Genomic DNA, 21,282 nt, shown 5'->3' on the forward strand with positions numbered 1-21,282 from the left:
GGGCCCGGGGGCCTGGAAGGGCACGACCGGCCGTGACGTCTACGGGGTGACCGCGAAGTGCCGCAGGATCGCCGCCGCCAGGTCCAGATCGCCCTCCGTCTTCACCCGGTCCGCCGCCGCGTCCGCGCTCACCCGGCCGCAGGCCAGGCGGAAGAAGGTCTCCCAGTCGAGGGTGAGGGTGGCGGCGGGGCCGAGGGCGGGGGCCGTCTCGAGGGTGCCGCGGCCCTGGATGTCGACGCGGATCGTGCGCAGGAACTCCAGCGGGCCGTGCACGTCGATGACGACGGCCGAGCTGCGCGGCGCCTGCGCCTTCTCGGCGACCACGCGCGGCAGTTCGGCGAGCAGCACGTCCCGGGCGACGTGCGCGCCGGGCGAGTCGAGGTTGCCGGGGTGGCCGAGGGCCGTGCGCAGGTCCTGCTCGTGCGCCCAGACGTCGAAGGCGTGCCGGCGCATGGCCTCCTCCAGCGTCAGCTCCGTACCCAGCGGGCCGCGCACCCTGGCGTCCGGCTGCCGGTTCTCGTTGCGCAGCTGACGGTTGCGGCGGATGGTCATGAGCTCCAGCTCGGAGGTCATCTCCGGCGCCGTGTGGTGGCGGCGCACGTCGACCTGCATCTCCATGTACCGCTGGTGGTCGTTGGTGACGTGGAACAGGTCGCGCGGCAGGGTGTGGATGGGGCGGGGGTCCCCGTACATCTCGGAGTCGAGGCCGATGACGTGCGAGACCACGTCACGGACCGACCATCCCGGGCACGGTGTCCGCCGGTTCCAGTCGGCCTCCGGGAGGTGCTGCACCAGCTCGGATATCGCCTCGATGGAGTGGGACCAGGCGTCGGCATAGGGCTGGAGGGTGGGATGCAGACTCACGGAACGGGACCCCTCGGCGGTCGGTACACGGGCAGGTTGTGGCGGCGTTGCCAGTGGGCGGTGGCTGCACTCGGCGGGTGTCTCGGAACTCCCCGGGTTCTCGGCTTGGCTCGAACCCGGGAGGCCCCCAAGTTACGCTGCGGAGAGGCACCCCGGCAGTGCTTTCGTGTGACGATCGTAGGCCCGTGTGCGCGGGTCGAATGCCAGGACGGTGGTAGTGTGCGCGCTTCGTTGCTCCAAGTCGACGTGAACGAGGGCGAATCGGTCGAATCGCGCCGGCGCCGGGTCGCCGCGGCGGTACGGGATCAGGCCGCTGCCGATCTCGTGGTGCTCCCGGAGCTGTGGACCACGGGGGCGTTCGCGTACGAGGAGTTCGGCAGCGAGGCGGAACCCCTCGAGGGGCCGACGTCCGAGGCGATGGCCAAGGCCGCGAGCGACGCCGGCGTGTGGCTGCACGCGGGCTCGATCCCCGAGCGCGCCCCGGACGGCACCCTCTACAACACCTCGCTCGTCTTCTCCCCCTCCGGCGACCTGGCCGCCGCCTACCGCAAGATCCACCGCTTCGGCTTCGACCAGGGCGAGGCCGTGCTGATGGGGGCGGGCGACACGCTGGTGACGGTCCGGCTGCCGGAGACCGTGCTCGGCCTGGCGACCTGCTACGACCTCCGCTTCCCCGAACTCTTCCGCGGTCTCGTGGACGCCGGCGCCGAGACGCTCGTCGTCCCGGCGGGCTGGCCCGAGCGGCGCCGGTCGCACTGGACGCTGCTGGCCCGGGCGCGGGCGGTGGAGAACCAGGCGTTCGTCCTGGCGTGCGCGACGGCCGGGTCGCACGCCGGGATCGCGCAGGCGGGTCACTCGGCCGTGGTCGATCCGTGGGGTGAGGTCCTCGCGGAGGCGGGCCCCGGCGAGGAGGTCCTGACGGTGGACTTCGACCCGGCGACGGTGGCGGGCACCCGGGAACGCTTCCCGGCGCTCAAGGACCGCGTCCTGGGCCTGGACCGCCCCCGCCGCTGACCCCGGGGTCCCGCGCGGCGGGTCAGTCCTCCCGTTCCTTCTCCGCCAGGTGGATCACGCACACCGCCACCGCGATCAGCAGCGCCGGGTCGGCGTCCTCCCGCACGACGTCGACGCCGTAGGTGTCGCGGAGGGTGAGCCACCGGCGGGAGATCACGGCAAGCAGTTCGCCGTCGTACTCGACGGCGAACTCGCGGTCCAGGACACGGCCGCTGACGTCGAGTTCGGTGCTGCCGTCCGCCAGGGCCACCCGGTAGTGGTTGCGCAGCAGTGACAGCCGTTTGCGCCGGACCGTGGCGAGCGGTTCGTCACCGCGCTCGATCACCATCGTGTCCCGCAGGGCGAACATCTTCCGGCGGATGTCGACGAGTACCCGGCCCTCGGTGTCCTTCAGCTCGAAGGTGTCCCGCAGTCGCAGGGCCTTGCCGTCGACGAGGAAGACCTTGTCGCCCCGCTCGTCCTCGATCCAGTAGTCGTCGCCGATCCCCAGGATCCGGTCCCGCACGAGAAATCTCATGCATCCAGCACTTCCCCGTGCCCGCCGCCGAAACGCCGCCGGTAGGCCGACGGGCTGACCCCCGCCCCCCGGTCACGCCGGGGGCGGGGGTCAGCCCGGAGCACTCCCGGCCGCGCGGGGGCGTGGTCCGGGAGGGCCTGACGGCGGCCGTCCCGTGGCCCGCGTGAAGGCGCCGCTCAGACGCCGTAGCCGTCGCTGTAGCCGTCGCGGGTACGGGGGCGGGCGGGGTCGTCGACGACCGGCGTGGCCGGTGGTACGACGACCCGGCGCCGCCGGGCGATGCTGCTGAAGGTCGCGACGCCGATCAGACCGACGATCATGAAGATGATGCCGACCAGGTCAAGGTTGACACCCTGCATGTCCCAGTCGGTCGCGAACGTGAGGATTGCTCCCACGGCGATGAGGATGATGCATCCGCCGAGGCCCATGAGTGTCGCCTCCCTGTCCGGTGTCTCCGGTGTGCACCGGGTACCCGGACCGGCGGCTCCCATGCGCCGTGGCGTGACGGGGGGTTGACTAACCCTCAAGGAACGCCACGAGCGCGTTCGCCAGCAGGTACGGGTCCTTCGCGCCGCACAGTTCGCGGGCGCTGTGCATCGACAGGATGGCCACGCCGATGTCGACGGTCCGGATGCCGTGCCGGGCCGCGGTGATCGGGCCGATCGTGGTGCCGCACGGCATCGCGTTGTTGGAGACGAAGGACTGGAAGGGGACGCCCGCCTTCTCGCAGGCCGCGGCGAACACCGCCCGGCCCGAACCGTCCGTGGCGTACCGGTTGTTGACGTTGACCTTGAGGATGGGGCCGCCGTCGACGCGCGGGTGGTGCGTCGGGTCGTGCCGCTCCGCGTAGTTGGGGTGGACGGCATGACCGGTGTCGGAGGACAGGCAGACGGTGGCCGCGAAGGCCCGCGCCCGGTCCTCGTAGGAGCCGCCGCGCGCGAACACCGAGCGCTCCAGGACGCCGCCGAGCAGCGGGCCGTCCGCGCCGGTGTCGGACTGGGAGCCGTTCTCCTCGTGGTCGAACGCCGCGAGGACGGGGATGAAGGAGAGGTCGGAGCCCCGGCCCGCCACCGCCGCCAGCGCGGCCGTACCGGAGTGCACGGAGAGCAGGTTGTCCATGCGCGGGCCCGCCACCAGCTCGCGGTCGCGGCCCAGGTAGGCGGGCGGTTCGACGGGGTGCACGCTCAGGTCCCAGCCCGTGACCTCGCCGGCCGGAAGACCCGCGGTCTCCTCCAGGAAGGCGATGAGGTCGCCGTCGCGGACGTCGTCGCCCATGCCCCAGACGGGCTGCATGTGCCGCTGCTTGTCGAGCTTGAGGCCGTCGGAGTTGACCGCGCGGTCCAGGTGGATGGCGAGCTGGGGGACGCGCAGCAGCGGACGGTCGACGTCGACCAGGCGGCTGGAGCCGTCCCGCAGGGAGAGCCGGCCGGCCAGGCCCAGGTCGCGGTCGAGCCAGGAGTTGAGCAGCGGACCGCCGTAGATCTCCACGGCCACCTGGCGCCAGCCGTGCCCGCCGCTGTCGGGGCGGGGCTTCACGCGCAGGGTGGGGGAGTCGGTGTGGGCGCCGACGATCCGGAAGGGGGTGTGCGCGGGGGCGCCCTCGGGGACGTACCAGGCGATGATCGCGCCGCCGCGCAGCACGTACTTGCCGCCGGCGGTCCCGTCCCAGGCGTCCGTCTCCGCGACCTGCCGGAAGCCCGCCTTCTCCAGCCGGTCGGCGGCGTTCGCCACGGCGTGGTACGGCGTGGGGCTCGCCGCCAGGAAGGACATCAGGTCGTCGGTGTGACCGCGATCGAAGCGGGGGGGTTCGCTCATGGGTTCACCTTAACGAGCGCGAGGGCCCGCCTCCCGGTGCGGGAGCGGGCCCTCGGACCCCTCGTCACGGGGTCTCCACGGCGTCTGTACGGGCTCGTCCTAGAACGCGGCCTCGTCCAGTTCCATCAGGTCCAGCTCGACACCCTCGGCGATCTTGCGGGCCAGGGTGACGCCCGGGAGGACGTTCGCCGCGAAGAACTTCGCGGCGGCGATCTTGCCGGTGTAGAAGGCCTTGTCCTTGGCGGAGGCCGTGGGGAGCTTCTCGGCGGCGACCGCGGCGCCCCGCAGGAGCAGGTAGCCGACGACGACGTCGCCGGAGGCCATCAGCAGGCGGGTGGTGTTGAGGCCCACCTTGTAGATGTTCTTGACGTCCTGCTCGGTGGCCGCGAGGTCGGTGAGCATCAGGCCGACGACGGCCTCCAGCTCGACGGCCGCCTTGGCCAGGTGCTCGCGGGCGCCCGCCAGCTCCTCGCCGCCCTCGCCGACCGCCAGGAACTTCTTGATCTCCTCGGCGAGCGTGTTCAGGGCGGCGCCCTGGTTGCGGACGATCTTCCGGAAGAAGAAGTCCTGGCCCTGGATGGCGGTGGTGCCCTCGTACAGGGTGTCGATCTTGGAGTCCCGGATGTACTGCTCGATCGGGTACTCCTGGAGGAAGCCGGAGCCGCCGAAGGTCTGCAGCGACTGCGCGAGCTGCTCGTAGCCCTTCTCGGAGCCGTAGCCCTTGACGATGGGCAGGAGCAGGTCGTTCAGGGCCTCCAGGGCGGAGACGTCCTCGCCGGCGGCCTCCTTGACCTGGATCTCGTCCTGGATGGAGGCCGTGTAGAGCACCAGGGCGCGCATGCCCTCGGCGTAGGCCTTCTGCGTCATGAGCGAGCGGCGCACGTCGGGGTGATGGGTGACGGTGACCTTGGGCGCGGTCTTGTCCATGAAGTTCGCCAGGTCGGGGCCCTGGACGCGCTCCTTGGCGTACTCCAGGGCGTTGAGGTAGCCCGTGGAGAGCGTGGAGATCGCCTTCGTGCCGACCATCATGCGGGCGAACTCGATGATGCGGAACATCTGGCGGATGCCGTCGTGCTTGTCGCCGATCAGCCAGCCCTTGGCGGGGTGCTGGTCGCCGAAGGTCATCTCGCAGGTGTTGGAGGCCTTCAGGCCCATCTTGTGCTCGACGTTGGTGGCGTAGACGCCGTTGCGCTCGCCCAGCTCGCCGGTCTCGAAGTCGAAGAGGTACTTCGGGACGAGGAAGAGGGACAGGCCCTTGGTGCCGGGTCCCGCGCCCTCGGGGCGGGCCAGCACGTAGTGGAGGATGTTCTCCGACATGTCGTGCTCGCCCGAGGTGATGAAGCGCTTCACGCCCTCGATGTGCCAGGAGCCGTCCTCCTGCTGCACGGCCCTGGTGCGGCCGGCGCCCACGTCCGAGCCGGCGTCCGGCTCGGTGAGCACCATCGTGGAGCCCCACTGCTTCTCCGTGGCGACCTTGGCTATGTGCTTCTGGACCTCGTTGCCCTCCTCGAAGAGGATGCCGGCGAACGCAGGGCCCGAGGAGTACATCCACACGGCCGGGTTGGCGCCCAGGATGAGCTCGGCGTAGGCCCAGATCAGGGAGCGGGGCGAGGTGGTGCCGCCGATCTCCTCGGGCAGGCCGAGGCGCCAGTACTCGGAGTCCATGTAGGCCTGGTAGCTCTTCTTGAAGGACGCGGGGACCGGCGCGGTGTTGGTCTGCGGGTCGAAGACCGGCGGGTTGCGGTCGGCGTCGGTGAAGGACTCCGCCAGCTCGTTCTCCGAGAGGCGCGTCATCTCCTCCAGGATGCTCTTGGCGGTCTCGACGTCCATCTCCTGGAACGGGCCGGTGCCGTACAGCTTGTCGCGCCCGAGTACTTCGAAGAGGTTGAACTCGATGTCGCGGAGATTCGACTTGTAGTGCCCCATGGCGACGGCTCCGTAAGAGAGAGATCGGCGAGGCACTGTCTCCTCGCACCTAGTACACGTACCAGCAAGTAGCTCCGATGATGCTACCCGTCGGTAATAAGAAGCAACCCCGATCCGGACATCTGTGACTCAGCCCTCCCGTGGGGTCGTTAGTCTGTGCGGCATGTACGGCTACGACCAGAGCGCGGGCACGCAGCAGGGCTACGTACCGCCGCAGCAGCAGATGCCGGGCGGGTACGGGCAGCAGGCGCCGCTGTACCCCGAGCCGTCCGCGCCCTCGCTCGCCGACGCCGTGCGCGCCTTCACCACGGGCCAGCTGGCGGCCGAGGACTTCCAGCAGGTCTTCGCCACGTCCAAGGTCTACTGCCCGCGCGGTGACAACCCCGGTTTCCTCGCCCTGCACAACACCCAGCAGCCGGTGATCCCGATGTTCACCTCGCTGAAGGAGTTGCGGCGGTACGCGGGCAAGGAGTCCAAGTACTTCGTGATCACCGGCGCCGAGGTGATCGACCTGCTGCCGACCGGCTACGGCTTCGTGCTCGACATGGAGGGCGAGCACCGGATGGTGTTCGACGCGAAGGCCGTGGAGCAGATGGTGGAGTTCGCCATGCGCCGGATGTATGGCTGAAGATGTGCCGCGCAGGCGGCTGAAGTCGTCGCGCGGACGGCCTGGAGCCCGCCGACCTTGTCACTCCAGAGCGGAGCCCGGAGGGAATTCCCTCCGGGCTTCCTCTGTTCCGGGTGGCAGGAAGTTCAACGCTCAACTAAACTGGGCGTACCCAAGGAGGTACATCGACGGGATCTTCGACCACCATGACTCCAACGGCGGTGGCGGCACGATCACCAACGGCGACACCCAGTGGATGACGGCCGGCAGCGGCCTGCTGCACATCGAGGCGCCGCCGGAGCAGCTCGTCATGTCCGGCGGGCTCTTCCACGGGCTCCAGCTGTGGGTGAACCTCCCGGCCAAGGACAAGATGATGGCGCCCCGCTACCAGGACATCCGCAGCGGCAGCGTCCAGCTGCTCACCTCCCCCGACGGCGGTGCCCTGCTCCGGGTCATCGCCGGTGAGCTGGACGGTCACGAGGGCCCGGGCATCACCCACACGCCGATCACGATGGTCCACGCGACGCTGGCGCCCGGCGCCGAGGTCACCCTGCCCTGGCGGGAGGACTTCAACGGCCTGGCGTACGTCATGGCCGGCCGCGGCTCGGTCGGCGCCGAGCGCCGTCCGGTCCACCTCGGCCAGACCGCGGTCTTCGGCACCGGCTCCTCGCTGACCGTCCGCGCGGACGAGAAGCAGGACGCGCACACCCCCGACCTGGAGATCGTCCTCCTCGGCGGGCGGCCCATCCGGGAGCCGATGGCGCACTACGGGCCGTTCGTGATGAACACCAAGGCCGAGCTCATGCAGGCCTTCGAGGACTTCCAGAAGGGCCGGCTCGGCACGGTCCCCGCCGTGCACGGCATGTCGGAGAAGGGCCCGCAGCAGGCCTGACCGGCGGTGCTCCCGGCCGCGGGCGGACGCGACGGCGTCCGCCCGCGGCCGTTCAGCCGGCGGGGTCGGTGCCGTCCTTCTCGTACAGCTCGAACCAGATGGTCTTGCCCTCGCCGCGCGGGTCGACGCCCCAGGTGTGGGCGAGGAGCTGGACCAGGACCAGACCGCGCCCGGAGGACGCCAGCTCGCCCGGCCGGCGCCGGTGCGGCAGGTCGTCGCCGCCGTCGGTGACCTCGACCCGGATGCGGCGGCCGTCCCCTCCGTCGGCGACCTCGGCGAGCAACAGGGCGTCGGTGTCGGTGTGCACCAGGACGTTGGTGAGCACTTCCGACAGCAGCAGCACCGCCGAGTCCACCTGGTCCGCCGAGGACCAGTCGTGCAGCAGCTCCCGCAGCTGGTGCCGGGCCACCGCGATCCGCTCGGGCTCGGCCTGGGCCACGGTCAGCATCGTGCGGCGCACCGGCGGCCGCACCGTGTCCGGCTCCGCGCCGCACCCGCAGCCGCCGCCGTGCCGGGACAGCAGCAGCACGGCGATGTCGTCCTCGCGGCGGTCGATCAGCGGACCGGTGCTGTGGTGGGAGGACGGGCCGTGCACCGCCTGGACCAGGGCGTCGGCCAGTTCCTCCGGGGTGCCCCGGTGCTGCTCCAGGACGGTGCGCAGACGCCGGCGGCCGGTGTCCAGGTCGTGGCCGCCGGTCTCGATCAGCCCGTCCGTGCAGATCATCAGTGTCTCGCCCGGCTCCAGGACCAGCCGGGTGGTCGGGTAGTCGGCGTCCGGGTCGATGCCCAGCGGCAGCCCGCCCGCCGTCGGCGGCGTCAGCACCGTCGCGTCCGCCATGCGGACCACCGGCTCCGGGTGCCCGGCGCGGGCGACCTCCAGCACGCCGCTCACCGGGTCGACCTCGGCGTACAGACAGGTGGCGAAACGCAGCTCGGCCGGGTCCGCCTCGCTGATGCCGTGCAGGAAGCGGGAGGCGCGGGAGAGCACGGCGTCGGGCCGGTGGCCCTCGGAGGCGTACGCCCGCAGCGCCGTCCGCAGCTGCCCCATCAACCCCGCGGCCCGTACGTCGTGCCCCTGCACGTCGCCGATGACGAGCGCGAACCGCTCTCCCCCGGGCAGCGGGATCACGTCGTACCAGTCGCCGCCGATCTGGAGGCCGCCGCCGGTGGGGATGTAGCGGGCGGCGATGCCCATGCCCGGGATGCCGGGGCCGAGCTTCGGCATCATCGAGCGCTGCAGACCGTCCGTCAGCGCACGCTCGCTCTCGGCCGTGCCCGCGCGGGACAGCGCCTGCGCCAGCATCCGGGCCACCGTGGTCAGCACCGACCGCTCGTCGGGGGTGAAGGCGACCGGGTAGGCGAAGGCCGCCAGCCAGGTGCCCATCGTGCGGCCGGACGCCGTCAGGGGGAGGAACGCCCAGGAGCGGCGGCCGAAACGCTGGGCGAGCGGCCAGGTGAGGGGGTAACGGGTCCGGTACTCCTCCGGGGAGGAGATGTAGACCGCGCGGCCGGTGCGCACCACCTCGGCGGCCGGGTAGTCCGTGTCCAGCGGCATGTAGAAGGGGTTGTCGGCGCCGGGCTCGTGTCCGTGGTGGCCGATGATCGTGAGCTGGTCGCCCTCCACCCCGAAGACGGCCAGCCCGTCCGGTGTGAACCCCGGCATCGACAGGTTGGCCGTGACCCGCAGCACCTCCTGCGTCGACCGCGCCTCCGCCAGCGCGCGGCCCGCGTCCAGCAGGAACGCCTCCCGTGAGCGCCGCCAGTCACCGGTGACCGCGGCGCGGCCGGCGGCCGTGCCCGGTGTCGGCTCGGTGACCTCCTGGAGGGAACCGGTCAGGACGTACGCCTTGCGGGCACGGTCGAAGGAGGGCTTGGAGCGGCTGCGTACGACCCGGACGACCCTCTTGCGGTCGTCCATGATCCGGATGCGCACCTCGGCGATGGTGCCCTCGGCGACGGCGAGCTGCACCACTCCGGTGATCTCGTTCCAGTCGACGGGGTGCAGCCGGGCCCTGACCTGGGGTTCGGTGAGCGTGACCTCCCGGGCGGGCAGGCCGAGCAGCCGTGCCGCCACGGCGTCCACCGTGACCAGCCCGGCGGCGGTGTCCCAGTGCCACACCCCGGTGTCCAGGGCGGCGAGGACGTCCCCCAGGGCGGGCAGGGGCTCACCAGTGCGCATTGCACCACTTTAGGAAGAGGGGGGCGAAAAGTTCCACTGCGGCCACCTCGTCATGGCAGCGAAGCGACAGCGGCCCGGCCGGTAGGCTTGGGGGAGTTTCACGTGAAACAACGACCCCGATCCGCGAAGGCTGGATGAACGACGATGCATCGGTACAGGTCCCACACCTGCGGCGAGCTCCGCGCCTCTGACGTCGGAACCGACGTCCGGCTGAGTGGCTGGCTGCACAATCGGCGCGACCTGGGCGGCATTCTCTTCATCGATCTGCGCGATCACTACGGCATCACCCAGCTCGTGGCGCGCCCCGGCACCGAGGCGTACGAGGCGCTGGACAAGCTCTCCAAGGAGACCGTCGTCCGCGTCGACGGCAAGGTCGTCTCGCGCGGTGCGGACAACGTCAACGCCGAGCTGCCGACCGGTGAGGTCGAGGTCGAGGTCGGCACGGTGGAGGTGCTGGGCGCGGCCGCCCCGCTGCCCTTCACGATCAACGCCGAGGACGGCGTCAACGAGGAGCGGCGCCTTGAGTACCGCTTCCTCGACCTGCGCCGCGAGCGCATGCACCGCAACATCCTGCTGCGCACGTCGGTCATCTCGGCGATCCGCCAGAAGATGACGGCGCTGGGCTTCAACGAGATGGCGACGCCGATCCTGAGCGCCACCTCCCCCGAGGGCGCCCGCGACTTCGTCGTCCCCTCCCGCCTCAACCCCGGCAAGTTCTACGCGCTGCCGCAGGCGCCGCAGCAGTTCAAGCAGCTGCTGATGGTCTCCGGCTTCGACCGCTACTTCCAGATCGCGCCCTGCTTCCGCGACGAGGACGCCCGCGCGGACCGGTCGCCGGGCGAGTTCTACCAGCTCGACGTGGAGATGAGCTTCGTCGAGCAGGAGGACGTCTTCCAGCCGATCGAGAAGCTGATGACCGAGCTGTTCGAGGAGTTCGGGGGTGGCCGTCACGTGACGTCGCCGTTCCCGCGCATCCCGTTCCGCGAGGCGATGCTGAAGTACGGCTCCGACAAGCCGGACCTGCGCGCCCAGCTGGAGCTCGTCGACATCACCGACGTGTTCGAGGGCTCGGAATTCAAGGCGTTCGCCGGCAAGCACGTCCGCGCGCTGGCCGTGCCGGACGTCTCCGCCCAGCCCCGCAAGTTCTTCGACCAGCTCGGTGACTACGCGGTCTCCCAGGGCGCCAAGGGCCTGGCCTGGGTGCGCGTCGGCGAGGACGGCTCGCTGACCGGCCCGATCGCGAAGTTCCTGACGGAGGCGAACGTCGCGGAGCTGACCAAGCGCCTCTCGCTGGCGCCCGGCCACGCGGTGTTCTTCGGCGCGGGCGAGTTCGACGAGGTCTCGAAGATCATGGGCGCGGTGCGGGTCGAAGCCGCCAAGCGCGCCGGCCACTTCGAGGAGAACGTCTTCCGCTTCTGCTGGATCGTCGACTTCCCGATGTACGAGAAGGACGAGGAGACCGGCGCGATCGACTTCTCCCACAACCCCTTCTCGATGCCGCAGGGCGGTCTGGAGGCCCTGGAGACCCAGGATCCGCTGGACATCCTGGGCTGGCAGTACGACATCGTCTGCAACGGTGTCGAGCTGTCCTCCGGGGCGATCCGGAACCACGAGCCGGAGATCATGCTAAAGGCGTTCGAGATCGCGGGCTACGACCGCGAGACGGTCGAGGAGAAGTTCGCCGGCATGCTCCGCGCGTTCCGCTTCGGCGCCCCGCCGCACGGCGGCATCGCCCCCGGCGTCGACCGCATCGTCATGCTCCTCGCCGACGAGCCCAACATCCGCGAGACGATCGCCTTCCCGCTCAACGGCAACGCCCAGGACCTGATGATGGGCGCCCCGACCGAACTGGACGAGGCCCGCCTCAGGGAGCTGAGCCTCTCGGTCCGCAAGCCGCAGCCGAAGTAGTCCCGCCGGAAGCAGCGAAGGGGCCCGGAACCGACTCGGTTCCGGGCCCTTGCCATGTGCGGGATCTACAGCCGCTCAGTGCCCGATGAACAGGTCCTCCGCGGTCGGAGTGGACTCCAGACCGACCTCCACCACCTCGAACCAGTACTTCGTGGTCACCACTGCCGCGTCGGTGACCTCCGGGACCGTCTGCGGTCCTAGGACGAACGGACGGGTGATCCGGCTCGTCCAGGTGCCCACGGTGCTTTCGAAAGGCCCCGTCGCCCAGGCCGCCGTGGAACGGTCGCGGTGGAAGTCCGTCTTCACGGACGGTGGTGGGCCCAGTGCCTCGAAGACGGGGGTGAGGGCCTCCGGGTGCTCCTGGAAGAGCCGGTGGGAGGCCTCATGTGGTGAACGGGTCAGCGCGCCACGAACTGGGTGAGGATGGCCTGGACCTCGTAGATGTCGACGCCCTTGGTGAAGGTCTTCTGGATGGGGGCCTGGGAGCCGGAGAGCCAGATCTTGAGTTCGGCGTCGAGGTCGAAGGTGCCGGCGGTCTCCACCGCGAAGTGGGTGATGCTGCGGTAGGGGATGGAGTGGTACTCCACCTTTTTGCCGGTGATGCCCTGCTTGTCGACCAGGATCAGCCGGCGGTCGGTGAACAGGATGGTGTCGCGGATCAGCAGGAACGCGGCGTGCACCTGCTCGCCGTGGCCGAGGAGACGGGCGTAGTCCTGCTGTGCCTGGGCCGGGTCGACGGTGTGCGCGTTGCCGAAGAGTGCCATGGAAAGGGTCCCCCCACGGGAGTGATGACGGCGGTCGGGTGTCGGCCGCCTTCATATGATCTTCGCAAAGGGACAGGGCCCGGGAGAAGAGGCGCTCTGCTCCCGGGCCCTGCTGTGGCGATCGCGTTACGCGGTCGGCTTCTCCTCGAGACGGGGGAAGAGGACCGCGCCCTTGGTGACCGTCGAACCGGCGGGCAGCAGGCCCCAGGTGCCGGCCTGCTGGACGTTCTGGCCGGCGAGGGCGCCGAGGCCGGCCTCCGCGCCGAGGGAGTCCCAGAGCTTCTGGGAGGTCTCCGGCATGACCGGGTTGAGGAGGACGGCCACCGCGCGGAGGGACTCCGCGGCCGTGTAGAGGATGGTGGCCAGGCGGGCCCTGCCCTCGGGCGAGTCGTCCTTGGCGACCTTCCAGGGCTCCTGCTCGGTGATGTAGCCGTTGACCTGCTTCACGAAGTCGAACACCGCCAGGATGCCGCCCTGGAAGTCCAGCTCCTCGCCGATGCGGCGGTCCGCCTCGGCGACGGCCTTGGCCAGCCCGTCGTGGACGGCCTGCTCGGCCTCGCCGTCGGCGGTCGCCGCCGGCAGTTCGCCGCCGAAGTACTTGCCGACCATCGCGGCGACGCGGGAGGCGAGGTTGCCGTAGTCGTTGGCCAGCTCGCTGGTGTAGCGGGCGGAGAAGTCCTCCCAGGAGAAGCTGCCGTCCTGACCGAAGGCGATCGCGCGCAGGAAGTACCAGCGGTACGCGTCCACGCCGAAGTGCGAGGTCAGGTCCTGCGGCTTGATGCCGGTCAGGTTGGACTTGCTCATCTTCTCGCCGCCGACCATCAGCCAGCCGTTCGCGGCGATCTTCCCCGGCAGGGGGAGGCCCTGCGCCATCAGCATGGCCGGCCAGATGATCGCGTGGAAGCGGAGGATGTCCTTGCCGACGAGGTGGACGTCGGCGGGGAAGGTCGACCCGAACTTCTCCGGGTTCTCGTTGTAGCCGACCGCCGTGGCGTAGTTCAGCAGCGCGTCGACCCACACGTAGATGACGTGCTTGTCGTCCCACGGGACCGGCACGCCCCAGTCGAACGTCGAGCGGGAGATGGACAGGTCCTGGAGGCCCTGGCGGACGAAGTTCACGACCTCGTTGCGCGCGGACTCGGGCTGGATGAAGCCCGGGTTGGCCTCGTAGTGGGCGAGCAGCTTCTCGCTGTACTCGCTCAGCTTGAAGAAGTAGTTCTCCTCGCTGAGGATCTCCACCGGCTTCTTGTGGATCGGGCACAGCTTCTGGCCCGCGTGGTCGCCCTCGCCGTCGAGCAGCTCGCCGGGGAGCTTGTACTCCTCGCAGCCCACGCAGTACGGGCCCTCGTAGCCGCCCTTGTAGATCTCGCCCTTGTCGTACAGGTCCTGCACGAACTCCTGGACGCGGTCGGTGTGCCGCTTCTGCGTGGTGCGGATGAAGTCGTCGTTCGCGATGTCGAGGTGCTCCCACAGGGGCTTCCACGCCTCCGTGACGAGCTTGTCGGCCCAGGCCTGCGGGGTGACCCCGTTCGCCTCGGCCGTGCGCATGATCTTCTGACCGTGCTCGTCCGTGCCGGTGAGGTACCACACCTTCTCGCCGCGCTGGCGGTGCCAGCGGGTGAGCACGTCGCCTGCGACGGTCGTGTAGGCGTGGCCCAGGTGAGGAGCGTCGTTGACGTAGTAGATGGGGGTCGAGACGTAGTACGCCTTCGCTCCCTGCTTCTCTGATCCAGTGGCCGCCATGGGCGAAATCCTACTGGCCCGGTGGGGGTCGGCTCACACGCGTTTCGGGGGGTGGACGGGGGGCTTCCGGTGCCCTGTCCCGTCCACCCCCCGGGGGTGTCGTGCGTGCGGCCGCGGTGTGCGGCCCGGTGCCGGTGTCCGGCGCGGTGTCCGGTGCGGTGTCCGGTGCCCCTACGGGCGCCAGGACGCCAGGACGGCCTCGTACAGCTCCGCGTCGGTGAGCTCCCGCGGGGTCTCGCCGGCCAGGAAGTGCGAGGTGTTCGGCGTCTTGAGCTTGCGGAGGTAGTCGAACGCCTTGTTCTCCGGGTCGCCGAACGCGACGAACGAGAAGAAGACGCTGGGGTGGGTCTTCGCGGCCTCGGTGAGGGCCTGGGTGGCCGGGGTCTTCGCGTCCGGGGCACCGTCCGTCTGGAAGACCACCAGGGCGGGCGTGTCGGGGCCGGGGCCCGACGCGTCGTGCTGCGCGAGGACCTCCGCGACGGCCGCGTGGTAGCTGGTGCGGCCCATACGGCCCAGCGAGGCGTGCAGGGTGTCGATCCTGTCCTCGAAGTCGGTGAGGGCGAGGTCGCCGGTGCCGTCGAGCTCGGTGGAGAAGAAGACGACCTTGAGGGTGGCCTCGGGGTCGAGGTGGGCGGCGAGGGCGAGGGTCTGCTCGGCCAGTGCCTGGGCGGAGCCGTCCTTGTAGTACGGGCGCATGGACGCGGAGCGGTCGAGGACGAGGTAGACCTTGGCGCGGGTGCCGGTGAGGCCGTGCTTGGCGAGGGCGGTGGCGGCGGCCTTGTGGGCGGTGCCGAGGGTGGCGGGGACGGGGGCCTCCGGCTTGCGGTCCGGGGTGGCCTCGGACTCGGACTCGGCGTCCGCTTCTGCCTCGGGCTCCGTCTCCGTCTTCACGTCGGCCTCGGCCGCGGCTGCGGGCTCGGGCTCCGCTTCCGGCTTGGGCTCGGATTCCGCTTCGGCCTCGGCTTCGCCTTCGGCCGGGGAGTCGTTCCCACCCGCACCACCCGTGCGGCTTTCGTCGTCGGGTGCGGGTGGCCCCTGCGGGGCGGTCTCGCCGTCGGCGGCTGCGGGTGCGTCCTCGGTGGCGGGAGCGGGCTCGGCGTCCGCCTGCGGCTTTGCTTCCGTGACCGGCTCGACCTCGGCTGCGGGCTCGGGCTCCGCTTCGGCCTTGGGCTCGGCTTCCGGCTCCGGCTCGGCGTCGGCTTCGGCCTTGGGCTCGGGCTTGGCCTCCGCCTTGGGGTCCGGCTCCGGCTCCGGCTCAGTGTCGGGTTCAGCCTTGTCTTCCGCCTTGGGCTCAGGCTCCGTCTTCGCCTCGGCTTCGGGCTCCGGCTGGGCTTCGACCTTGGGCTCGGGCTTGGCCTCCGCCTCCGGCTCCGGCTCGGGCTTGGCCTCCGCTTCGGGCTCCGGCTGGGCTTCGGCCTTGGGCTCGGGCTTGGCCTCCGCCTTGGGCTCCGGCTCCGGCTCCGGCTCGGCGCCGGCTTCGGCCTTGGGCTCGGGCTTGGCCTCCGGCTCCGGGTTGGGGCTGGGCTTCGGCTCGGTGGTGGCTGTTGTGGGGGGCGGGGTGTCGTCCGCGGGGGGAGTGGGGTGGGGGACCGTGATGTTGTCGAACGCGGCGCTGACGAGGTCGTGTTCGTCGCGTTGTTCCGGGACCGAGGCCGTGGCGGGGGCCGGTTCCGGGGACGGGGAGGGAATCGCCGGGGACGGCTCGGGCGATGTCGGAGCGGCCGTTTGCGTCGGCTCGGCGGCCTGCGCCGTACCCTCCGCTTCGGCGGCCCTCGCTTTGCGTGACCGTCCGAACGCGTTCCGCAGGAGAGTGAGAATGCCCATGTGCGCAACCCTTCGCGTGAGTTGATGCCCGTCAATCCCTGGCCAGGACGGACACGTAAGGTTAGCGGCCCGCAAGGGCGATCTTGGGCAGGGTTGGGTTTGCGGAATCGTATATGTCAAGAGTGCGATCCGGCCTGCGAGCGGCGGGTCGGATTCTCGCGGCCCAACTTCCGCCGCGCCCTCGCAGGTTCACCCGTCGTTCACCCGGGCGCCCGGCTACCGCACATATGTGCCCCTACGGTCTCGCTGACACCACGGGCACCCAAGGAGAAAAAAACGTGCGAAAGCTGCTGCCGTTGATCGGAACGCCGTCCGGTTCGCACCCCGGCGGCCGGTCCGCCCTGACTTGTCGTTTCCGGTGTGGTGACGCCTGCTTCCACGAGGTGCCCAACACCAGCTCCAACGAGTACGTCGGTGACGTCATCGCCGGCGCGCTCAGCCGCAGGTCCGTGATGCGCGCCGCCGCCGTGGTGACCGTCGCCGCGGCCGGCGCCGGTGCGGTCGGCGTCGCCGCCGCTCCCGAGGCGCAGGCGGCCGCGGTCGCGGGGGGCCGCCCCCGGCCCACACCCAAGGGTGCCCGCGGTCTGCGGTTCACGCCCGTCGCGCCCAACACGAACGACGCCGTGACCGTGCCGGAGGGCTACCGGCAGAACGTCGTCATCCGCTGGGGCGAGCCCATCCTGCGCGGTGCGCCCGCCTTCGACCCGGAGCGGCAGACCGCCAAGGCGCAGGCGGGGCAGTTCGGCTACAACTGCGACTTCCTGTCGCTGCTGCCCCTCAAGGGCGAGCGCGGCCGGCAACTGCTCGTCGCCAACCACGAGTACACCGACGAGATCCTGATGTTCCGGGACTACGACGCCGACAACCCCACCCGCGAGCAGGTGGAGATCGCCTGGGCCGCGCACGGCCTGGCCGTGGTGGCGGTGGAGGAGGAGCGCGGGAGCGGCAGGCTGACGGCCGTCCACCGGCACCAGCTCAACCGGCGGCTCACCGCGACCTCCGAGTTCCGGCTGACCGGGCCGGCCGCCGGGTCGGACCTGGTGAAGACGTCCGCCGACCCGACCGGGCGGAAGGTGCTCGGCACCCTCAACAACTGCGCCGGCGGCACCACCCCGTGGGGCACCACCCTGCACGGCGAGGAGAACTTCAACCAGTACTTCGCCCACGGCAGCAGCGCGACCGACAAGCGGTACGGCATCGGCACCGGCGCCACCGAGCGCAAGTGGGAACGCTTCGACAAGCGGTTCGACCTGGCCCAGGAGCCGAACGAGGCGCACCGCTTCGGGTACGTCGTCGAGCTCGACCCGTACGACCCCGACTCCGTCCCGCGCAAGCACACCGCGCTCGGCCGGTTCAAGCACGAGGCGGCGACCGTGCGGCTCACGCACGACGGCCGGCCGGTCGTCTACAGCGGGGACGACGAGCGGTTCGACTACTTCTACAAGTTCGTCGGCAGCAAGCGGATGCGGCACGGCAACAGCCGCTCCGCCCGCGAGCACAACCTCTCGCTGCTCGACGAGGGGACCCTGTACGTCGCCCGGCTGACCGGTGACTCGCCGGCGATCGAGATCGACGGCACGGGCAAGCTGCCCCGGGACGGCGAGTTCGACGGCAGCGGCGAGTGGATCCCGCTGGCCACCGCCACCGCCCGCGGTTCCGTCTCGCACGTCGAGGGCATGACCGCCGAGGAGGTCTTCGTCTTCACCCGGCTGGCCGGTGACAAGGTCGGCGCCACCAAGATGGACCGGCCCGAGGACATCGAGCCCAACCCGGTCACCGGCAAGGTGTACGTCGCCCTGACCAACAACACCCGGCGCGGTGTCGACGCCAACCCCAAGGCGGACGAGGCCAATCCGCGCCACGCCAACAAGCACGGGCACGTCCTGGAGCTGACCGAGCGCTGGAACCGGCCGGAGAGCACCCGGTTCGCCTGGTCGCTGTTCCTGGTCGCCGGTGACCCGGAGGACCCGGCGACGTACTTCGCCGGATTCCCGAAGGACTCCGTCAGCCCGATCTCCTGCCCGGACAACGTCGCCTTCGACGACCACGGCAACCTGTGGATCTCCACCGACGGCAGCGCCCTCGGCTCCCACGACGGCCTCTTCGGCGTCGCCACCCGCGGTGACCGGCGCGGTGAGCTGAAGCAGTTCCTGACCGTGCCGAAGGGCGCGGAGACCTGCGGCCCGGTCATCCAGGACCGGCGGGTGCTGGTCGCCGTGCAGCACCCGGGCGAGGTGGACGGCGCGACGGTCGCCGCGCCCGCCAGCACCTGGCCGGACGGGCCGGGCACCTACGTCCGTCCGTCGGTGGTCGCGGTGTACCGGGCGGACGGCAGGGACATCGGCGTCTGACGCGAGCCGTCGAAGGGAGGGGCCGGAGGACGGGGGCCCGGTGGCACCAGGTCCTCCAGCCACTCCCGGTACGCCGGTGCCTGGCGTGCCACCTCCCGGTAGGCGTCGGCCAGGTCGGGGTAGACGCCCTCCAGCTCGCTGTCCGTGCGGGCCGCCAGCAGCAGCCGTACGCCGAGCGGATCGCCGTACAGCCGGCGCACGGCCGTCTCGGGGCGGGACGGCGAGGTCGGCTGGCACACGGTGACGGCCTCGCCGGTGGCCACCAGCGACGCGGCCGTGTGGTAGTCGCCGTGCAGCACCCGGGGGCTGATCCCCGCGGCGCGCAGGACACGGCGTACGGCGTCCCATTCGCCGTCGACCGCCGGGTCGATCATCCAGCGGTCGCCGGCCAGCTCGGACAGGTGGACGACCGGCCGCGCGGCGGCCGGGTGGTCGGCCGGAAGCGAGACGCACTGCGGTTCGCGCTCGATGAGGACCCGGGTGCGCAGGCTCTCGGGGATGCGCAGCGGGCAGCCCTCGACCTCGTGCACGAAGGCGACGTCGAGCTGGCCGTCGGCCACCATGCGCAGCAGGGCGTTGGCGGAGACGTCCATGTGCAGGGTGGGCTCCTGCCAGTGCCGGCGCAGCCGGCGCAGCCAGCCGGCGAGGGCACGGCTCGCGGTGGAGCCGATGCGCAGCTGCCGGCCGCCGACGGCGGCGGCCCGGGCCTCGGTGACCAGGGAACGCAGCTCGGTGACGAGCGGACGGGCACGGCTGAGCACCAGCCGGCCCAGCGGTGTGGGGCGGCAGCCGGTGCGGGCGCGCACGAACAGGGCGCCGCCCAGCTCCTGTTCGATGCGCCGCAGCTGCGTGCTCAACGAGGGCTGGGCCACGCCTAACTGACGTGCGGCACGGTGCAGACTGCCGGTGTCGGCGATCGCGCACAGCGCCCTGAGGTGCCTGACCTCAAGCTCCATGGCCTGGGAGGGTAAGGCGGAAGTTCAGCTTTCACCAGACTCACAAACCCCGTCCGTTCAGGCGGAGTCGGGCGGGCGGGACGGCTTGGCCGGAGTGCGGCGATAGCGCGGTCCTATCAGCGGTTGCCATCATCACAGCCGCCGGAGCGGCGCGGACACTCACCGATGACACGTGACTCACCCCCACCGAAGGAGTCATCGATGCGTACACGTCTGCGCACGCCCCTGTCCTTCCTCGCCGCCGCCGGCCTGAGCGTCACGGCTCTCGGTCTCGGCGCGGCCCCGGCGGCCGCCGCTCCCGCTCCCCTCGACGCGGCGCCCTCGTTCGCCGCGTACGACGGGTCCTCGGAGGAGGCCGCGGCCACCCGTGCGTTCTTCGAGGCCGTGCTGAAGTCGGCGGCGGAGAAGCGGGCCGCGAACCCGTCGAGCGCCGCCGCCGTCACCGTCGTCTACAACGCCTCCCGCGCGCCGTCGTTCGCCACGCAGATAGCCCGCAGCACGCAGATCTGGAACAGCTCGGTCTCCAACGTGAGACTCCAGGCCGGCACGTCGGGTGCCGACTTCTCGTACCGCGAGGGGAACGACTCGCGCGGTTCGTACGCGTCGACGGACGGGCACGGGCGGGGGTACATCTTCCTCGACTACCGGCAGAACCAGGTCTACAACTCCACGCGGGTGACCGCGCACGAGACGGGGCACGTGCTGGGGCTGCCGGACCGCTACTCGGGGCCGTGCAGTGAGCTGATGTCCGGGGGCGGTCCCGGGCCGTCGTGCACGAACGCGTACCCCAACTCCGCCGAGCGGTCCCGGGTGAACCAGTTGTGGGCGAACGGGTTCGCCGCGGCGTTGGACGAGGCGGAGAAGGCGCTGCAGAAGTCCGCGCGGTAGGCGCCCGCCGGTCGCCGCACGGTCCGCCGGGGTCAGGGTCGGTGCAGGGTCAGGTCGACCAGCAGGGCTCGGTGGTCGGTGTCGGGGAGGTCGAGGAAGCGGGCCCCGGTCGCGGTGAAGTGCTCGGAGACCAGGACGTGGTCGATCTGCGCGCCGAACGCCGGGGTCGTGCGGGTCGGCCAGGTCGGAGTGCGGTCGGCGCCGTCAAGGCGGGCCGCGTCGCGCAGACCGGTGTCGAGGATGCGGCGGAACGCGGCGTGGTCCTGGGTGGCGTTGAAGTCCCCGGCGAACACGGCCGGGGTGTCCGCCCCGGCGGCGGCCGCGTCGCGCAGCCGGTCCAGCTCCCGCTGCCACAGGCGGACCTGCTCGGGCAGCGGCGGCATGGGGTGGGCGAGCTGGAGCCGTACGGTGTGACCGTCGACGTCGGCGAGCGCGCCGGGCATGCCCATGGTGCCGGGGACGCCGTCGGTGGGTGCGAGCGGGTGGCGGCTGAGGATGACCGAGCCCTCGGACCCGCCGCCCTCCACGGCCCGCCGGTGCGGATGGGTGGCCGCCAGCTCCCGCTTGAGGGCCGCGTCGCACGTGTACTCGCACTCCTGGACGAACACGAGGTCCGGCGTCTCGCGGCGCACGGCGTCGATCAGCGCGTCGGTGGCCTGCCCGAACTCCACGTTGGAGGTCAGCACCCGCAGCTCGGCGACGGGCGGCCCGGAGGGGTCGCCCGTCTTCCCGTACGGCTCGATGTACCAGGCCAGCAGGCCGAGCAGGACGACACCCCACACGGCGCCGGTCCACCAGCGGGCGAGCACGGTGAACAGCAGGCCCGCGGCGGTGGGCACGAGCAGCCAGGGCAGGAAGGCGAGCAGCTGGGGCACCGGCGTGACACCGTCGGTGTCCGCGACGCGGCAGCCGACGACCGTGCTCACCCCCGCGAACAGCAGCGCCGCGCACCAGGTGCCGAACCGCCGCCCTCCCCCGGGCCGCCGTCCCCGCGCGTCGTCGGTGACGGTCGGGTCGGCAGTCGCAGTGTCCAA

General features: G+C 71.2%; 17 protein-coding genes and 1 pseudogene. 6 read left to right on the forward strand and 12 right to left on the reverse strand.

All coding sequences use genetic code 11. The annotated features are described in order from the left end of the window. Positions 1-39: 39 nt before the first annotated feature. The gene (locus IE118_RS09675) at positions 40-864 is read right to left on the reverse strand and encodes a maleylpyruvate isomerase family mycothiol-dependent enzyme (RefSeq protein ID WP_189557343.1); all 825 of its coding nucleotides are present in this window, start codon (positions 862-864) and stop codon (positions 40-42) included. Positions 865-1,083: 219 nt separating this feature from the next. Between IE118_RS09675 and IE118_RS09680 the strand changes: the two genes are divergently transcribed. Beyond that, positions 1,084-1,878 (forward strand): carbon-nitrogen family hydrolase, encoded by a 795-nt coding sequence (locus IE118_RS09680; RefSeq protein ID WP_189557344.1) that lies wholly within the window; start codon positions 1,084-1,086, stop codon positions 1,876-1,878. Positions 1,879-1,900: 22 nt separating this feature from the next. Here the strand turns inward: IE118_RS09680 and IE118_RS09685 are convergent, their stop codons facing one another. The 4 genes from IE118_RS09685 to IE118_RS09700 form a co-directional block, all read right to left on the reverse strand. Further along, positions 1,901-2,395 (reverse strand): LURP-one-related/scramblase family protein, encoded by a 495-nt coding sequence (locus IE118_RS09685; protein WP_189557345.1) that lies wholly within the window; start codon positions 2,393-2,395, stop codon positions 1,901-1,903. Between the two features lie 176 nt (positions 2,396-2,571). Further along, on the reverse strand, positions 2,572-2,823 hold the full coding sequence (locus tag IE118_RS09690) for a DUF6458 family protein (RefSeq protein ID WP_189557346.1): 252 nt from the start codon (positions 2,821-2,823) through the stop codon (positions 2,572-2,574). 88 nt (positions 2,824-2,911) lie between these two features. Then, positions 2,912-4,210 (reverse strand): M18 family aminopeptidase, encoded by a 1,299-nt coding sequence (locus tag IE118_RS09695; RefSeq protein ID WP_189557347.1) that lies wholly within the window; start codon positions 4,208-4,210, stop codon positions 2,912-2,914. Positions 4,211-4,309: 99 nt separating this feature from the next. After that, on the reverse strand, positions 4,310-6,136 hold the full coding sequence (locus IE118_RS09700; RefSeq protein WP_189557348.1) for an acyl-CoA dehydrogenase: 1,827 nt from the start codon (positions 6,134-6,136) through the stop codon (positions 4,310-4,312). A 163-nt stretch (positions 6,137-6,299) separates the two neighbouring features. Between IE118_RS09700 and IE118_RS09705 the strand changes: the two genes are divergently transcribed. After that, positions 6,300-6,764: an SseB family protein gene (locus IE118_RS09705; RefSeq protein WP_189557349.1), complete on the forward strand. Its 465-nt coding sequence runs from the start codon at positions 6,300-6,302 to the stop codon at positions 6,762-6,764. A 160-nt stretch (positions 6,765-6,924) separates the two neighbouring features. After that, positions 6,925-7,635 (forward strand): annotated as a pseudogene (locus IE118_RS09710) (pirin family protein); the annotation flags it as partial. A 52-nt stretch (positions 7,636-7,687) separates the two neighbouring features. Here IE118_RS09710 and IE118_RS09715 read toward each other — a convergent pair. After that, on the reverse strand, positions 7,688-9,814 hold the full coding sequence (locus IE118_RS09715; RefSeq protein ID WP_189557350.1) for an ATP-binding SpoIIE family protein phosphatase: 2,127 nt from the start codon (positions 9,812-9,814) through the stop codon (positions 7,688-7,690). A 144-nt stretch (positions 9,815-9,958) separates the two neighbouring features. Here IE118_RS09715 and aspS point away from each other — a divergent pair, with 144 nt between their 5' ends. Next, positions 9,959-11,722, forward strand: coding sequence for an aspartate--tRNA ligase (aspS, locus tag IE118_RS09720; protein WP_189557351.1), 1,764 nt, complete (start codon positions 9,959-9,961; stop codon positions 11,720-11,722). A 75-nt stretch (positions 11,723-11,797) separates the two neighbouring features. On the opposite strand, the gene IE118_RS33990 is transcribed toward aspS, so the two are convergent. The 4 genes from IE118_RS33990 to IE118_RS09740 form a co-directional block, all read right to left on the reverse strand. Beyond that, positions 11,798-11,962 carry a hypothetical protein gene (locus IE118_RS33990; protein ID WP_229846732.1) on the reverse strand — a complete coding sequence of 55 codons (165 nt, stop codon included), beginning with the start codon at positions 11,960-11,962 and terminating at the stop codon, positions 11,798-11,800. Between the two features lie 158 nt (positions 11,963-12,120). Continuing rightward, positions 12,121-12,486: a PH domain-containing protein gene (locus tag IE118_RS09730; RefSeq protein ID WP_189557352.1), complete on the reverse strand. Its 366-nt coding sequence runs from the start codon at positions 12,484-12,486 to the stop codon at positions 12,121-12,123. Between the two features lie 126 nt (positions 12,487-12,612). After that, on the reverse strand, positions 12,613-14,229 hold the full coding sequence (metG, locus tag IE118_RS09735; RefSeq protein ID WP_189557353.1) for a methionine--tRNA ligase: 1,617 nt from the start codon (positions 14,227-14,229) through the stop codon (positions 12,613-12,615). 171 nt (positions 14,230-14,400) lie between these two features. Continuing rightward, complete coding sequence (locus tag IE118_RS09740; RefSeq protein ID WP_189557354.1) at positions 14,401-16,053, reverse strand: VWA domain-containing protein; 1,653 nt, start codon at positions 16,051-16,053, stop codon at positions 14,401-14,403. Between the two features lie 278 nt (positions 16,054-16,331). Here IE118_RS09740 and IE118_RS09745 point away from each other — a divergent pair, with 278 nt between their 5' ends. Continuing rightward, a complete protein-coding gene (locus tag IE118_RS09745; protein WP_189557355.1) occupies positions 16,332-18,404 on the forward strand; it encodes a PhoX family protein in 2,073 nt (690 codons plus the stop codon). Here the strand turns inward: IE118_RS09745 and IE118_RS09750 are convergent. Continuing rightward, complete coding sequence (locus tag IE118_RS09750; protein WP_189557356.1) at positions 18,344-19,360, reverse strand: LysR family transcriptional regulator; 1,017 nt, start codon at positions 19,358-19,360, stop codon at positions 18,344-18,346. The two genes, IE118_RS09745 and IE118_RS09750, sit on opposite strands and share 61 nt — an antisense overlap. Positions 19,361-19,561: 201 nt before the next feature. Here IE118_RS09750 and snpA point away from each other — a divergent pair, with 201 nt between their 5' ends. Further along, positions 19,562-20,248 (forward strand): snapalysin, encoded by a 687-nt coding sequence (gene snpA, locus IE118_RS09755; protein WP_189557357.1) that lies wholly within the window; start codon positions 19,562-19,564, stop codon positions 20,246-20,248. Positions 20,249-20,280: 32 nt separating this feature from the next. On the opposite strand, the gene IE118_RS09760 is transcribed toward snpA, so the two are convergent. Further along, positions 20,281-21,282, reverse strand: coding sequence for an endonuclease/exonuclease/phosphatase family protein (locus tag IE118_RS09760; protein WP_189557358.1), 1,002 nt, complete (start codon positions 21,280-21,282; stop codon positions 20,281-20,283).

It is taken from the genome of Streptomyces pilosus (genome assembly GCF_014649835.1).
Taxonomy (GTDB): Bacteria; Actinomycetota; Actinomycetes; order Streptomycetales; family Streptomycetaceae; genus Streptomyces; species Streptomyces pilosus.